Raw genomic sequence first — 15,344 nt, forward strand, 5'->3', positions numbered from 1 at the left:
TTTCCACAACCGAAAAAATGAGGATTCGGCATAAAGAAAAAAAACGCAGACTATCATATAGTTCTGCGTTTTTTCTGATTGACATATATAAGCCATATTTGGGGGAACATTCGTTTTTTTGCGACTACCATTCCTCCGGCATAATCATATTTTGATTACACGCTCTATCCCTACATCTCTTACAAAACGCTCGTCATGACTCACCACTATCAATGTACCTTGATAACTTCCTAATGCCTCCGCCAATACATCCATGCTCTGGATATCGATATTGTTGGTAGGTTCATCGGCAATGATTATATCAGGGGCATTATCCATAGCGAGCAATCCACATAATGCCAATTTCATCTTCTCTCCCCCACTGAGATTCCGGCACTTCTTATCCCACGTCGTAGCTGTAAACAAAAAGCGATGTAGTAGCATCTTAATCTCATGTTCCGGCTTACGGTGATTGCACGACTGCAATTGCTCATACACGGTCAACTCATTATCTATACATGAATACTCCTGATCAAGATATAAGCAATGAAGCGGCGTCATACGCCACATCTCCCCCTCCGTCACCTCCAGATCTCCGGTTATCAATTTTAGCAACGTGCTTTTCCCACATCCATTATTACCTTGCAGCCATATACGCTCGCCACTAAAAATTGACAAATTCAACGGTGACTGACCCCATATCTCCAACCCATCCTTATATGCGAATGTTATATCTTTCGCCTCTACCAGCAGTTTTCTATCAGGCAGTACCGACGAGCCAATGGTTATCTTCACGGCTGAATGTTCCGTTATAGTCGCACGTATTTCATGCATTTCCCTATTCATTGCCCCCAATTTCTCCTGCTGCACCTTATTCAGCCGAGATGTGGTGGTTTCAGATTTATCGCGTAGGTTTCCCATAACTATCCTTGCAACACCCTTTTTAGCATTTTGCTTCTCACCCCTTGTGGCATGCTTCTGCTGGCGTTCCATTGTTTTTCTTGCAGATTTCTCCGCTTTCGCCAATTCCTTCTGCCGATTCTCCAACTGGGCTACCCTTGATTCCGTTTCAGCATCAATCGTCGTCTTATACTCATCATAATTCATCGGGAAAAATCTCATTCCGGACTGCGACATCTCATAAGTAGACGTCAGCATATTAAGCAACATCCGGTCATGGCTCACAATCACAATCGTCTTATTGGTATTGCGAATGAAATCATACAGCAATCCCCTACCCTCAATGTCAAGATGATTTGTCGGCTCATCCATCAATACGACTGATGGGGTATGAATATCCAATCCAGCCAGAAATACTCTCGTCTTCTCTCCCCCACTGAGAGTTGACATAATCCTATCCGGCTCAATATAATCTATATGCCATCGGGCAAAAGCATCCGTTATGCGTTCCTGAATATCCCATTCATCATTAAGAACCAAGAAATCATCCTCAGTGCCCACTCCATCTAAAATCGCAGACATCGCCCTCAGTTTCTCCGACACTCCCAATATTTCCGCAACCGACATCCCATCATATTGCCCGAAATGCTGGGGAATCATATAAAGCGACTCACATGATATATTTCTCGAAGAAGGGGTAAGTGTACCTGCAATTATTTTCAAAAGGGTGGATTTCCCGATACCATTATTTCCAACAATGGCACATTTATCTCCAGAAGAAACGGAAAAACTTATATTCTGAAACAACACATCCCTGTCAGGATGCATATATGATAGATTATGAACTTGTAAACTCATGATTACTTGCAATCTTTACAATGAATTTATTTAAACTGCTTCATTGAAACATCCATCGGTCGACTCAAAAAAACGACCAATAAAAAACTTAATTTAAATTCTCAAAAAAAATTACGACACCTGACCATACATCAAACAACGCATCTACAGAAGCATCCTAAACCCCTGAAGATTAACAATTAATAAAATTATGTATAGTCTTTTATTTTTCTTACATGATGATTGCAAATATAATTTACGGCAACAAAGGTAATACTATTTTGTCAAACAACAAAACTTAAAATGACAAGATTAATATAATTCCGTGAATCTTAAACTATAAAACCCAGGACGATAACTTACAAAACTTCTGTTATTTTATGGCTTCACAAACAAAATAATTAGCCATTTGTTTCCGTATATGTAACATTCTTTATATCTTTGCAACCCAAAAGAATAATCAAATGGAACTAAAACCAAAATTTGATGTGACGTATATGGAAACGGCTATCGTCTTTTTGGAATCTTTGCCTGATAAAGTCAAGGACAAGATTGCATACAACATATCCAAGAGCCGTTATTTCATGGACAAGGAACTGTTCAAAAAATTGAACGATGATATTTGGGAATTTCGTACCAAGTTTCAAGGTATCACATATCGTCTATTGGCTTTCTGGGACAAAGATACAGGCAATCTTGTCATAGCAACGCACGGTTTTGTCAAAAAGACGCAGAAGACTCCCGAAAAAGAGATTGATAGAGCGGAAGCTCTAAGAAAAGAATATTATAACAACAAAAAGAAATAAAATATGGATAAAATGAAACTATATACCCACGATGAGATGCTTGACCGCGTGGTCGGAGAAAGAGGCACAGCACGACGCGATGCCTTGGAAGCTGAATTACAATCCTATTTAATAGGCGAGGCAATAAAACAGGCGAGGAAAGAGAAGAAACTCACGCAAGAGCAACTCGGTAAGCTCATGGGTGTACAACGTGCACAGGTGTCAAGAATAGAGAACGGACACAACCTCACAGTCGGGACAATTGTCAGAGCATTTAAAGCTATGGGGGTACCAGCAGCTTTTTCATTCGGTGGTGTGTCGCTCTCTCTTTGCTGAGATAAAACTCCATTACACTTCCTACATTTTCTGCATTATCCGCATTTTCTTCAACTAAAAATGATGGAAATGCAGATAGTGCAATTTTTCATGTGAATTTCCATATTAATGTATTCTGCATAAGGAGTAAGTCAGCATTTTGGCGATGTGGGGATAGTCGGGAAGGTCCAGGCGGGCGAGTTTCGACAGACTTCCCACAATTATCAGCTTTGATTTTGCCCGCGAAAAGGCAACATTCATCTTGTTGGGATTATATAGAAAATCAGCCATCTCTTTCATATAGTCGATGTTGCCGCTGGTGAGAGAATAGATGATGACCTCACGCTCCTGCCCCTGCATCTTGTCGATGGTATCAGAAGTGATCTGATCCCTATCCACTTCCGATATAGCCGGATTATGACGGATCGCACGCCTGACAGCAGCAGCCTGTGCCCGGAACGGCGACAGCACAGCAATATCACTTGCAGGCAATCCGTGGGCAAGAAAACCGGCTATCGTATCGGCTATAAACGCCGCCTCCTTCTCCGATGCCTGTTCACCCTCATCATCTATCTCCTTCAATACGATAGGCGCATCAAAACTGTAAAGAGGATCACCGCATATAATCCGGTCAGACGCATCTCTCCTTATCGCCTTCAATTCGCCATCGTAAAACAGTTCCGACACAAAATCACATATCGGTCCGCACATACGGAAACTTGTGTCGAGCATGGTGCAGTTACCTTCAGAAATTAGCATCTGGAATGCCGACTTACACATGTCATCACTCACCCCCTCGGCAGAGACAATCGGCGGCAACTGCTTATGGTCGCCGGAAAATATCACCTTCCTCGCCTTTATCATCCCCATCAAAGCCAACGGGATAGTCATCTGCCCCGCCTCATCAATTATCAGAGTGTCACATTCCAATCCGCGTGCCCTGCTTGTGTAGAGGGAGTGCGGAGTCAGACCCACAAGCCAATTCTCGCCATTATCCTCAAAAAGATTATTCAGACGATGGGAATAGCGCAGGAAATTACGTATTCCCACCTCCATTCCATCTGAGTCCATACTTAATGTAGGGGCATTGTAGGATTGTCCAACCTTCAGCATATTTCCACATGAGGCGGGATGCAACTTCAGCAATTGCTCCATGGCATTATTTATCGCCAAGTGATTCGGTCCGATGACAATCACGTTGTGGCGATGATAATACATCTCCTCAAACATAATCATACCGAGCACAAACGATTTGCCGGTGCCCGGAGGTCCCTGTATCAGGTAATAATCCTTCGCCGACATACTCTTCAGTATTGCCTCCCTCTGTTTTGAGAGCAACGAAAGCCCGAAATCCACGATGGTCTCATCAAGCTGCCGCTCACATCCGTCGGCATTTTCAAATTCAGGTAACTTCCCACTGTTGAGAATAAGATTATTCCAGAAATATTCCGAGTCTGGCAGCGTAGCGACAAACGGACGGTAAACGTTGCTTCTGAGATCAACCTTATCCTTGTCAAGCACAAGCGGCTCATCATAGAATGACTCGATATCGGAAGGCACCTCCGATGGATACACCTCAAGCACGATCCTGTCGTCGCCGTCAAATCCATAAAGACGGCATTTAATACCAGCAATCGTATCCTCCTTATGAAGCACCAGACATTCCCCCTCCTTGAAATCAGAGAGGTTCACGCTGAAGGATACGCGAAAAAGCCGATAGTTATCCTCCGACATACCGGAGAACTCCCTGTCAAGAAATACTGAATCAATAGCCTTACGCCTACGTATACGGTCATTAAGCGGCAATCTCATCACCGCCTCCCATCTCTCAGCCGAAGCCTCCGCTTCAAGATCAAAGAAGTGTACTATATCCTGCTTACCTATCATCTCTTTTTCGCCTTGATTTCGCAAAATTAATGATTTCCGACAACACTGCAATCATACGCAACCGTTTTTTACTATATGACCATATCGGCAGATGCCCAAGTCTCCGGAAAAGTATTGTCCCGAAGAAATATATTTTGTGCTTTTTAAGAAATAATGATACGGCGGATATGATTTTACAATATATTGTATCTCAACATCTTATTTTGTATTATTCATATATAATACATTGATTATTAGTAATTTATCCGAATTGTCCGATTATTCTTACAGGCGAGTGGGAGTATTTTTTATTCAAAAATCTTTTGTAACTTTGCAGCGGTTACGAGTGGCGGAGTTCCGCAATACGGAACCATCTTCAAATATGCAACTAACTTCATCCGCAAATAAAAAATGGTAGACGAATCACTTAAAAATTACATCGAGACGTCAATTTTCCCGTTATATGACGATCTTGACGTTGCTCACCAACGCGATCACGTTGAGATGGTGATCAAGCTGAGCCTGTCAATAGCTGAAAACCTCAATGTCAACATGGACATGGTGTATGCGACAGCTGCATATCATGACACCGGACTTGTCAAAGAAAATAAGAACCACAACATCACTTCCGGCAACATAGTCCGCGAAGACATGTGGCTACGCGATTGGTTTACGGAACAGCAGATCGAGACTATTGCTCAGGCTGTGGAAGACCACTACATGGCATCCGGCAACGAGCCGAGAAACATCTATGGAAAAATCATAGCAAAGGCAAACCCCATGGTCAACTGCCATGATAGGGTTCTATGTGGACTGTGACAATCGACGTGTCATTCCCATATATATTGTGAATACCATTCTCCACCATTGTGGCAATGTCATGAGCCTCTTCTACCATTATCCGGGGATTTACCTTGATATGAAGATCAACTATGACATTTGCCCCGCTTCGGCGGGTGCGAAGCCGGTGGAATGCGATGACTCCGGGGGTAGACATTATGGCATCGGAAATCTGATTCAGATCCTCTTCCGGCAATGATATCTCAAGCATCTCGCTGAGTGCCGGGCGTCCGATCTTTATCGCAACCACCATTATCAGCACTCCGACTATTATTGCCGACAGCGGATCGCATATCCTGCCCATATCCCCAAGAAACATGGCTCCGGCTACCCCGCCAAACGTAGCTATTGATGAGAAGGAATCGCTTCGGTGGTGCCACGCATTAGCCACAACCACGTCAGAGTGTATCTTCTGCCCCACCCGACGGGTATATCTGTAAAGCCACTCCTTTATTACGATTGATGCGCCGCAAATGACAAGTGCCAATAATCCGGGACGCGCTATCTCCTCGCCATCAATCACGGCTATTACTTTATGCACTGATTCAACTATTATCTTTATGGCAACGACAAGAAGCACTATCGACAGAAGGATGGTGGCAAGCGTCTCATATTTACCATGACCGTAAAGATGCTTGCTGTCTGGCTTCTTGCGGGCGATGCCTACCATCACCAATACTATAAGGTCACTGAGAAAATCAGAGAATGAATGCACTCCGTCAGCGATGAGTGCCCCGCTCCTTGACATGGCACCCCCTACCACTTTAGCTAATCCGAGGGCTGCATTCCACCAGAATCCGACCCATGTGACATGGCGTGCCTCCTTTACACATTCTTCAGGAGTAAGTTCCTTCGACATATTTATATTTTTTTGACAAAGTTAGTAATTTTTTATGAGACGGAGCCTTAAATGACTCCTATTTGAAATGAAGTTGTATAAACTTCAACATTTGGCAATTTAACAAAGTTGTAGTATCTTTGTTTTTCGTTTGAACAACAAACTGTATTCTAACAAAAATAATTTGATTATGGCGATTCTCAAAACCATCTGTGCCATCGCTGCTGTCGTAATGATCGGATGCGGTGGGAAATCTGATTCCAATGTGGAGGTGGTGCCCCCCCGGCAATATCAAAGTATGCTTGACAATGATCCCAATGCATACCTTGTAGATGCACGCAAGCCGGATGAATATGCAGCTGGCCATCTGAAGGGTGCACATCTTATAAATTGGCTCGATACGGATACCTTCAAGCAAAGTTTCGAAGATTTTGACAAATCGAAAACCATCTACATATATTGCCGTAGCGGAAGAAGAAGCAATGAGGCTGCCGTATGGCTTGCCGGAAACGGATATAGAGTAGTTGACTTGAAAGGTGGCATTCTGGAATGGAACGCCGAAGGCATGCCTACAGAATAGCCCTATTCCAAATCATAACACACAACCGATAATACCTTATATGAAACGCTTTCCTTATAAACTCAAATCATTATTGGTGGCATTGATATGCCTACCTAATGCCCTGACCGCAATTGCCGACAACGGTCATAACCTATGGCTAAATGACTCTGACCGACACACCTCCCCGCAAGTCTCGATTACCGGAAAAAGAAACGACTCTCCCACACTACGCATAGCTGAGAATGAATTGAAACGCATCGGCTGGGAGGGTGCGACCACGTTCGACACCGGGAAACGTGATATGCCGGAAGGGGCATACTCAATCATGCGTACCGGCGGAGGAGCCACCACAATATCCGCATCCTCACCCATAGGCGTGCTTTACGCCGTATATGAACTTGACCGCATGATGCGCTGTCAGCAGGATATTCTAAATATCAACGTGAAGGAATCGCCTGCCTACAGATACCGTGTGCTCAACCATTGGGATAATCCCGACGGCACAATCGAACGCGGCTATGCCGGATTCTCTATATGGAAATGGGACGAATTGCCGGATGTAGTCTCCCCCCGTTATGAGGAATATGCACGTGCGTGTGCCTCCGTAGGTATAAATGCCTCCGTTCTCAACAACGTGAATGCAAAACCGATAATCCTCTCTGATGAATATCTCTCCAAGATAAAGGTAATAGCCGATCAGTTCCGTCCTTACGGCGTGAAAGTATTCCTTTCTGTGAATTTCGCATCGCCTAAAGTATTGGGAGGATTAGCCACCGCCGACCCTTTCGACAAGGAAGTGAAAGCATGGTGGAAGGCAAAAGCGAAAGAGATCTATTCCCTTATTCCTGATTTCGGTGGATTCCTTGTGAAAGCCAACAGTGAGGGTGAGGCAGGACCTTGCGACTACGGGCGCACCCACGTTGACGGCGCCAACATGCTTGCCGACGCCCTGCGCCCTCATGGAGGCATTGTGATGTGGCGTGCATTCGTATATGCCCCCTCCAGCCCCGACCGCGTGATGCAGGCATACGATGAGTTCAAGCCATTTGACGGCAAGTTTAAGGACAACGTGATCATTCAGGTGAAGAACGGTCCGATAGATTTCCAACCACGCGAGCCATTCAGCCCCCTGTTCGGAAGTATGCCCAAGACAAATCTGATGGTGGAGTTCCAGATAACTCAGGAATATCTTGGTGCGTCAAACCATCTTTGCTATCTCGCTCCGCTATTCAAGGAGACTCTTGATGCCGACACCCACAGGATGCCTGCCAAGTCAACGATAAAGGAGATCACTGCGTCAAACGACCGTCTGTCGGCTATCGCCGGAGTCGCAAACATCGGAGATGACCCCAACTGGTGCGGACATCTGTTTGCCCAATCAAACTGGTATGCCTTCGGACGCCTTGCCTGGAATCCCGACATGAAAGCTGATGAAATAGCCGCTGAATGGCTAAAGCTCACGCTATCTGCCGACCCGGCATTCGTAAGCCCTATGACCCACCTCATGATGGAAAGCCGCGAAGCCGTGGTGAACTACATGATGCCCATGGGACTACACCATATCTTCGCACGCGACCATCACTACGGACCCGCTCCATGGTTTGAGATGCCCGACATGAGACGCGACTGGACTGCCACTTACTATCACCAGGCAGATGCCGACGGCATAGGATTTGACAGAACTATGGCGACAGGATCAGGCGCGACATCTCAATATGCCGAGCCTATACGCTTAATGTTTGAAAATAAGGCGACTTGTCCGGATAAGTATCTACTATGGTTTCATCATGTGGCATGGACCGACAAGACACAAAACGGTCTGACTCTATGGGAGGATATATGCCGCCATTATGACAAAGGTCTGCAACAAGCCCGACAATTCCAGATAGCTTGGGACAAAATGCGCCCATACGTCGATAGCGAGAAGTTTGCCCATGTAGGCGACAAACTGAAGATTCAGACTCACGATGCGCAATGGTGGAAAGATGCCTGTCTGCTATATTTCCAGAGCATCAACCATCTGCCATTCCCCGACGATATGGAACGTCCGGTATATGATCTTGACAGATTAAAGAAGGTGGATCTTCCCCTAAAACTGCATGGTTGCCCTACACGCGACATGTTGCCCTAACGTATTCAACAACGGCACCGTGGTCGGCGTGCTTGACATTGACAGCGAATTTCTATCCACGTTTGATGCTACCGATGCCGAATGGCTTGAAAAGATTGCCGCGCTCATCGCGATATGATATCATACAACTGGGGAATATCCACGTATTCCCTTATCCTATCAGCGAGTAGATCATATTGACGCTCCTTAAACTCTCGGTAATCCTCTGCTTCCGACTCGGCAGAATCCTTCATATACGGTCGAAGCAGATAATCGATCACCTCCTTATTATCCAAGATGCCATGCAGGTAGGTGCCGAAACATCTCTCTCCAACCATGCAACCCTCCGCAGATCCATCTTCCAATATATTGACGGCATGACATTCCCCCACCGGGAGCGTCGTGCCGGCATGTATTTCATACCCTTTGTTTATGCAATCCCCATTCATAAACCGGAAATTGATCTGACGTGTGGTCTTATCTGACGTGATCTCTGTTTTTACCGGAAGAATACCCAATCCGGGTAAAAATCGAATATCTCCCTCTACGTTATGCGGATCGCTCACCTCCACACCCATCATCTGATAACCTCCACATATCCCTATGACTGTCTTCCCTTCCTCGTATGCTTTCACCACTGCCTGTGCCATACCCGACTTACGGATATGGTATAAATCATCAATCGTGGATTTCGTGCCGGGAATAATCACTATGTCCGCTTCCGAGATATCCTCCGGATTGACGGCATAGTATAATCTCACATCAGGCATACGTTCCAACATATCAAAGTCGGTATAATTGGAAATATGCTTCAGAAGCACAACTGCAATCCTCACTTTCCCTTCCCCGTTTCCCGTCTTATTCTTAATCTTAAGAGCCACGGAATCCTCCTCCTCAATATAGACATCATCCATATATGGCACCACTCCTATGACCGGAACTCCACATATCTCCTCCATCAATCTCCTTCCGGACTTAAATAGGCTCATATCTCCCCGGAATTTATTGATTATTATCCCTTTTATCCGTCTTCTGTCCTCCTCCGACTGCAACATTATTGACCCGTAGGCACTCGCAAAGACTCCACCACGGTCAATATCCGCCACGAGTATCACTTTCGCATCGGCATAAGCCGCCATCGACATATTGACAATATCCCTTTTCCGCAGGTTAAGTTCAGAGATACTTCCCGCCCCCTCCATCACAATCGGGTTATACTGTTGCGACAAGCGGTCGTATGCCAAATGTGCCACATCGCGCAAGAAATCCTTACCGTCTGTCGAAAAATATGTCTTAGCATCCGTATTACCATACGGACGACCGTTTACAATCACCTGCGAACGCAACTCACCCGACGGCTTCAACAGAATCGGGTTCATGTCAGTGGTGCATTCCAATCCGGCTGCCTCCGCCTGAACAGCCTGCGCCCGTCCTATCTCCTTGCCGTCAGGCGTGGCATAAGAATTAAGTGCCATATTCTGTGCCTTAAAAGGTGCCGGAGCATAACCATCCTGACGAAATATACGGCACAGTCCTGTCGCAATCATACTTTTCCCAACGTCGCTACCAGTCCCGACAAACATGACCGATGATAATTTTTCCATTGTTACAATATATAATTCAGTCGTATTATTATGCTGTGATTACTTGATTTATGAGTTTAACGTAGTTTATGTGGATTTATTGACTTTCATACTTCGTCTCCTTCCTCGTCAATACGATTTACTTTCCAATAGCCGGACTTGTTACTGCCGATACGTTCAATGACAGCAAGTTTGCGAAGAGTGGCTATATGGTTGCGAACCATACGCCCACTTATTCCTAATGCTTCACCTATGAGGTCGGCACTTGCTCCGGGAGTATTGTTAAGAAGAGATGCTATATGCCAGGCTACCTCCGATACTTGTGGATATTGTGAACGGATTTTATTGGGAAATATATTAGGAATATTATTAGGAAATTTACCTTGAAGTTTAATAGGAACAAACTCTACTGCATTATTAACATTATCAGCTTCACCACGAGTTAGTGCAGCGAGGACTTCGCCGAGCATAAACTCAATGAATGGGGTTGACTCTCCGGCAGAAGTCGATGCTGCTATGGCATCATAATAGGCTTGTTGATTGGCGAGAGTTATTCTCTTCGGAGTCGTATTATATTGCAAAGATATATTAAAATTAGAGTTAATCTGACATTTCGCATGATTTTTTGAAGGTCTGATTGATTGTCTTAAAAAATCCTTTCACATTGCCGTTATTGTCGGATTTACCCAAATTTATTATTTTTGCAGTCTGAAACGTTTCAAATGAAGCATTATTGAAATTATTCAACCAGACAAGCATTGAAGTTTAGACAACTTCAGTATTTCACTTAAATGGTTTAAGGTTTAATGTTTATGGTTTATGATCATTAAATTTTGTATAATGAAAAGATTCGTGGATTTTCGTGAATCTTAAACCTTAAACTATAAACTTTAAACCACTGAAGTGCAGCTTGCGAAACTTCAGTCACTAATTATAAATCATGAATGTATCTGTATTGCATTTCAGCCCCACAGGGGGCACTCTGAAATGTGCAAAAATTATGGCATGTGCCCTGACAGAGACTCCGAATTTCATTGACCTTTCCAATCATGAATTTTCGGGAGCATCTTTCGGAGAGGATGATCTCGTGATCATTGCCGTTCCATCTTTCGGAGGAAGGGTCCCGCCCACTGCTGCCGAACGATTGAAACTTCTAACCGGAAACGGTGCAATAGCTGTACTGATGACAGTATATGGCAACCGCGAATTTGAGGATACTTTAGTGGAATTGGAAGACTTGACAAAAGAACGGGATTTCAATATCATAGCTGCCGTAGCTGCCGTGGCGCAGCACTCCATAGTCAATTCAATAGCCACCGACCGTCCCGACACAAAAGACAGCCTTATCCTTGCAATGTTTGCCAAGAAACTGAAAGAGAAAATCAGCAAGGAGAATCTCAAGTCACCGAAGATTCCCGGTAACCGTCCCTATCGCAAACTCGGATCATGGTTCAAACCCAAGACTTCCCGCTCATGCAACAAATGCGGACTATGCGCCAAAGAATGTCCCGTAGGGGCAATATCTATGGATTCTCCAAAGAAAGTGGATAAGAAATTGTGCATCGGTTGCATGAGATGCGTGAGTATATGTCCATCCCATTCAAAACATCTTTCATGGTTTATAATGTGGATGGCAAAACGCAAACTCACCAAACTATGCATTGAGAGAAAAGAACCGAGACTATATCTGTGAAGTTTTTTGAAAATTTTTTCTTTTTTCGTGCAAGGTTTTCAACTAATACGGATTTAGAAGGCAGAAGTTAGTAATCGTAAAAAAATAAGTTGTGAAAGTTTGGCGCATATTTCCGAGGGATTTCGGAGTAAGGAAGATGGAGCATAGCGGGCTATGCGACTGATTCCGCGCTCCGAAAGCACCGGAAAGATGCTGCCACAAGAAAAAATTTACATTTATAACTTTAACAAGTTATTTTTTGAAGATTACTTAATCAAAACTTCTACATCATGATCTGAAAACCATATAATTCTTTTTATGAAAAAAGCAAAACTTCTAATCTCTTCCATCCTCTTGATGGCATCATCCGTAGCATTCCAATCATGCAGCAGCGATGACAACGATTCCTGGGACATGTACCGTCCCACCGCTCTTGTGACAGTATGTCCCACTTCTGACGGCGGCTTCATAATGCAGCTCGACAACAACACCACCCTCTACCCTACAAATATGGATAAATCCCCATACGGCTCAAAAGAGGTAAGGGCTTTGGTGAACTATGATGAAGACAACCTGGAGAAAAGCGACCGTAAGGATGTGCATGTAAACTGGATTGACAGCATTCGCACAAAATTTCCGGAGATATACATTGACGAGACCAGCAACGATAAGTTTGGAAATGATCCCGTCGAGATTGTCAACGACTGGGTGACTGTAGCAGAAGACGGCTATCTCACCATGCGACTGAGAGCCCTCTGGGGAAACAACAGCAAACCTCACTCTTTCCACCTCGTGTCAGGAAAGAATCCGGAAGATCCGTTCGAGCTTGAACTACGCCACAACAACAACGGCGATATCGGCAATAATCTCGGGGATATTTTGATTGCTTTCAATCTGAATGAACTCCCACGCAACGGATCTGACAACGTGAAACTGAAGATCCATTGGAAATCGTTCCAAGGCGACAAATCTCATGAATTTGATCTCGCTCTTCGTCATATCACGATTGACGACATAAAGGATATTCTCCCTGCAAGTATGATAAAATAAGATAATCTCTTGGCAGATTGAGGGATACACCCTCATAATCGACTCTTATAGGTGGCGCACAAGAACGTGTGCCACCTATAAAACTTTCCACTACACTATGTCTACCACATCCTTAGATGAATCGGCTATGACCGAAGAGGATCTTCTCAACAACATACGATCCGGCAAGTCAATGGCAGAGAAACTGATATATCGCAGATATGTCAGACATCTCTCTGCTATATGCTGTCGCTATATTCTTGATGAGGATGACGTTAAGGATGTGCTTCAGGAAAGTTTCATAAAGATATTCGACTCTATCGGAGATTTTCAATTCCGTGGTGAAGGTTCAATCAAGGCATGGGTATCAAAGATTGTGGTAAATGAGTCTCTGAAATTTCTGCGTAATAACACACGAATCAAATTCTCGCCACTATCGGAAAGCTTCGATAAGGAAGACCCCGACTATCACGATCCGGATATCGAGGGGATACCCACCGACGTGATTTATAATCTGATCCGAAGACTGCCTGACGGATATAGGATGATTTTCAATCTATACGTGATAGAGGGGAAAAGCCACAAGGAGATTTCATCACTTCTCAATATCAAGGAGAGCACTTCTGCCTCCCAGCTTCATCGTGCAAAAGCTCAACTTGCCGAAAATATACGAAAATATCAACTTTCAATCCAAAAATCAGTATGAACGATCCATGGCTTAATGAGATAAAAAAACGGATGTCGGATCTTGAAATCGACGAACCTTCCGGTCTATGGCACTCTATTGAGAGTCGCAGGATGACGTCTGTGGAGAATAATGCCCGTACTCCAATATATCGCCGCATATTATTGAGAGCGGCGGTGGCTGCCGTGCTATTGGCAACTGTCGTCACCACCGGATTCTTCTTATTGAACGAAGATATCAGTCTCCCTAAAAAGAGTGTTATTGCAGACAATACCGGAAAAAGCAACGGGAATATCTCATCTGAAAATGTGACTGTAAACTCCGTTACAAAGAATATCATGACGGAGGAGAATTACCTAACAGAAGAAATTGCAATGACGAAGGGAAATATCGGAATCTCCACAAATACTGTAGATAAAACTACCGCCTCCATACTCCCTGCCGTATCCTCAGAACCCGGATTATCTGACATCATATCGCCCTGCGACAGCAATCAATCCGAAAATACCGATTCCATCGCAACTGAATCCATACTGAAGAATGACCTCCCTAATTATCCGGCATACGCATATTCCGGGCAAATATCCAGCCCGACGGATAACAAACATGGTGGGAACGGTATTCGTATCGGTCTTTTCGCTTCAGGCATAAGTTCATCCTCCGACAGCCGGACTGCCCAGATAAATGCCACCGATGCATCACTCGGATATGATGGTGCGGCATGGGAAGGCAGTCCCGTGCTCGGAATGCTCCTTTTCAACAAAGGGAACCGGACCACACGTAAGATTAAGCATCATCAGCCTGTCACTTTCGGTCTTTCTGTCAGCTACGGACTGACACATAACCTTGACATTGAAAGCGGCATCACCTACTCCCGTCTGTCATCCGATTCCAGAGACGGCAGCGAAAAATATTACTATGTCGGGAATCAGACACTAAACTATATCGGCGTCCCCTTAAACATAAAATACAAATTCTTAACATGGAATTTCATTGACGTTTACGCCTCTGCCGGCACCCAGTTGCAAAAATGCGTCTCCGGAAAGATCGAGAAACGATACGTCATTGAAAACGTCACACAATCCTCCGAAACAGAGGATATCAATATAAAGCCATTGCAATGGTCGGTTAATGCTGCTGTCGGCGTTCAATTCCGCATCAATGATTTCCTCGGAATATACGTGGAGCCGGGCGCCGGTTATTGGTTTGACAACAACTCTGACATCAGCACAATCTACAGCGACAAACCCATAAACTTTAACCTCAACGTCGGTGTACGCTTCAACGTCGGCAAATAAGTAATCGTAAAAAAATAAGTTGTGAAAGTTTGGCGCATATTTCCT

The 15,344-nt window shown here is 44.4% G+C and carries 15 protein-coding genes; 10 read left to right on the top strand and 5 right to left on the bottom strand.

The features are described 5' to 3' along the window. Positions 1-144: 144 nt before the first annotated feature. Positions 145-1,737 (bottom strand): ABC-F family ATP-binding cassette domain-containing protein, encoded by a 1,593-nt coding sequence (locus E5331_RS10555; RefSeq protein ID WP_123481380.1) that lies wholly within the window; start codon positions 1,735-1,737, stop codon positions 145-147. Between the two features lie 443 nt (positions 1,738-2,180). On the opposite strand from E5331_RS10555, the gene E5331_RS10560 reads away from it, so the two are divergent. Together E5331_RS10560 and E5331_RS10565 are read left to right on the top strand one after the other, a co-directional pair. After that, positions 2,181-2,522: a type II toxin-antitoxin system RelE/ParE family toxin gene (locus E5331_RS10560; RefSeq protein ID WP_123481381.1), complete on the top strand. Its 342-nt coding sequence runs from the start codon at positions 2,181-2,183 to the stop codon at positions 2,520-2,522. 3 nt (positions 2,523-2,525) lie between these two features. After that, positions 2,526-2,837: a helix-turn-helix domain-containing protein gene (locus E5331_RS10565; protein WP_123481382.1), complete on the top strand. Its 312-nt coding sequence runs from the start codon at positions 2,526-2,528 to the stop codon at positions 2,835-2,837. Between the two features lie 105 nt (positions 2,838-2,942). On the opposite strand, the gene E5331_RS10570 is transcribed toward E5331_RS10565, so the two are convergent. Then, positions 2,943-4,703 (bottom strand): DEAD/DEAH box helicase, encoded by a 1,761-nt coding sequence (locus E5331_RS10570; RefSeq protein ID WP_123481383.1) that lies wholly within the window; start codon positions 4,701-4,703, stop codon positions 2,943-2,945. 390 nt (positions 4,704-5,093) lie between these two features. On the opposite strand from E5331_RS10570, the gene E5331_RS10575 reads away from it, so the two are divergent. Beyond that, complete coding sequence (locus E5331_RS10575; RefSeq protein ID WP_123481384.1) at positions 5,094-5,501, top strand: HD domain-containing protein; 408 nt, start codon at positions 5,094-5,096, stop codon at positions 5,499-5,501. Here E5331_RS10575 and E5331_RS10580 read toward each other — a convergent pair. Continuing rightward, positions 5,467-6,381 carry a cation diffusion facilitator family transporter gene (locus E5331_RS10580; protein WP_123481385.1) on the bottom strand — a complete coding sequence of 305 codons (915 nt, stop codon included), beginning with the start codon at positions 6,379-6,381 and terminating at the stop codon, positions 5,467-5,469. The two genes, E5331_RS10575 and E5331_RS10580, sit on opposite strands and share 35 nt — an antisense overlap. 169 nt (positions 6,382-6,550) lie before the next feature. Between E5331_RS10580 and E5331_RS10585 the strand changes: the two genes are divergently transcribed. From E5331_RS10585 to E5331_RS20380, 3 genes are read left to right on the top strand one after another with little or no spacing between them, the layout of a single operon-like run. Beyond that, on the top strand, positions 6,551-6,940 hold the full coding sequence (locus tag E5331_RS10585) for a rhodanese-like domain-containing protein (protein ID WP_123481386.1): 390 nt from the start codon (positions 6,551-6,553) through the stop codon (positions 6,938-6,940). Positions 6,941-6,980: 40 nt separating this feature from the next. Continuing rightward, a complete protein-coding gene (locus E5331_RS10590; protein ID WP_123481387.1) occupies positions 6,981-9,053 on the top strand; it encodes an alpha-glucuronidase in 2,073 nt (690 codons plus the stop codon). Next, a complete protein-coding gene (locus E5331_RS20380; RefSeq protein WP_168355207.1) occupies positions 9,022-9,171 on the top strand; it encodes a hypothetical protein in 150 nt (49 codons plus the stop codon). The genes E5331_RS10590 and E5331_RS20380 overlap by 32 nt, the downstream gene beginning before the upstream one ends. Here the strand turns inward: E5331_RS20380 and E5331_RS10595 are convergent. Then, positions 9,158-10,636: a cobyric acid synthase gene (locus E5331_RS10595; RefSeq protein WP_123481388.1), complete on the bottom strand. Its 1,479-nt coding sequence runs from the start codon at positions 10,634-10,636 to the stop codon at positions 9,158-9,160. The two genes, E5331_RS20380 and E5331_RS10595, sit on opposite strands and share 14 nt — an antisense overlap. Before the next feature lie 86 nt (positions 10,637-10,722). Beyond that, entirely contained in the window at positions 10,723-11,196 is a 474-nt protein-coding gene (locus tag E5331_RS10600; protein ID WP_123481389.1) for an HTH domain-containing protein, read from the bottom strand. A 359-nt stretch (positions 11,197-11,555) separates the two neighbouring features. Here E5331_RS10600 and E5331_RS10605 point away from each other — a divergent pair, with 359 nt between their 5' ends. The 4 genes from E5331_RS10605 to E5331_RS10620 all read left to right on the top strand — a co-directional run bounded on the left by E5331_RS10605 (position 11,556) and on the right by E5331_RS10620 (position 15,299). Continuing rightward, entirely contained in the window at positions 11,556-12,308 is a 753-nt protein-coding gene (locus E5331_RS10605; protein WP_123481390.1) for a 4Fe-4S binding protein, read from the top strand. A 297-nt stretch (positions 12,309-12,605) separates the two neighbouring features. After that, positions 12,606-13,337, top strand: coding sequence for a NigD1/NigD2 family lipoprotein (locus E5331_RS10610; RefSeq protein WP_123481391.1), 732 nt, complete (start codon positions 12,606-12,608; stop codon positions 13,335-13,337). Positions 13,338-13,434: 97 nt separating this feature from the next. Beyond that, complete coding sequence (locus E5331_RS10615; protein WP_275441169.1) at positions 13,435-14,022, top strand: RNA polymerase sigma factor; 588 nt, start codon at positions 13,435-13,437, stop codon at positions 14,020-14,022. Next, entirely contained in the window at positions 14,019-15,299 is a 1,281-nt protein-coding gene (locus E5331_RS10620) for an outer membrane beta-barrel protein (RefSeq protein WP_123481392.1), read from the top strand. Before E5331_RS10615 ends, E5331_RS10620 begins: the two co-directional genes overlap by 4 nt. Positions 15,300-15,344: the final 45 nt, after the last annotated feature.

It is taken from the genome of Lepagella muris (assembly GCF_004793975.1).
In the GTDB taxonomy this organism is placed as follows: Bacteria; Bacteroidota; Bacteroidia; order Bacteroidales; family Muribaculaceae; genus Lepagella; species Lepagella muris.

Bases quoted from the DNA above. Each gene is read 5' to 3' on its own strand.
- E5331_RS10555 (WP_123481380.1), bottom strand. From the start codon at position 1,737: ATGAGTTTACAAGTTCATAATCTATCATATATGCATCCTGACAGGGAT.
- E5331_RS10560 (WP_123481381.1), top strand. From the start codon at position 2,181: ATGGAACTAAAACCAAAATTTGATGTGACGTATATGGAAACGGCTATC.
- E5331_RS10565 (WP_123481382.1), top strand. From the start codon at position 2,526: ATGGATAAAATGAAACTATATACCCACGATGAGATGCTTGACCGCGTG.
- E5331_RS10570 (WP_123481383.1), bottom strand. From the start codon at position 4,703: ATGATAGGTAAGCAGGATATAGTACACTTCTTTGATCTTGAAGCGGAG.
- E5331_RS10575 (WP_123481384.1), top strand. From the start codon at position 5,094: ATGGTAGACGAATCACTTAAAAATTACATCGAGACGTCAATTTTCCCG.
- E5331_RS10580 (WP_123481385.1), bottom strand. From the start codon at position 6,381: ATGTCGAAGGAACTTACTCCTGAAGAATGTGTAAAGGAGGCACGCCAT.
- E5331_RS10585 (WP_123481386.1), top strand. From the start codon at position 6,551: ATGGCGATTCTCAAAACCATCTGTGCCATCGCTGCTGTCGTAATGATC.
- E5331_RS10590 (WP_123481387.1), top strand. From the start codon at position 6,981: ATGAAACGCTTTCCTTATAAACTCAAATCATTATTGGTGGCATTGATA.
- E5331_RS20380 (WP_168355207.1), top strand. From the start codon at position 9,022: ATGGTTGCCCTACACGCGACATGTTGCCCTAACGTATTCAACAACGGC.
- E5331_RS10595 (WP_123481388.1), bottom strand. From the start codon at position 10,636: ATGGAAAAATTATCATCGGTCATGTTTGTCGGGACTGGTAGCGACGTT.
- E5331_RS10605 (WP_123481390.1), top strand. From the start codon at position 11,556: ATGAATGTATCTGTATTGCATTTCAGCCCCACAGGGGGCACTCTGAAA.
- E5331_RS10610 (WP_123481391.1), top strand. From the start codon at position 12,606: ATGAAAAAAGCAAAACTTCTAATCTCTTCCATCCTCTTGATGGCATCA.
- E5331_RS10615 (WP_275441169.1), top strand. From the start codon at position 13,435: ATGTCTACCACATCCTTAGATGAATCGGCTATGACCGAAGAGGATCTT.
- E5331_RS10620 (WP_123481392.1), top strand. From the start codon at position 14,019: ATGAACGATCCATGGCTTAATGAGATAAAAAAACGGATGTCGGATCTT.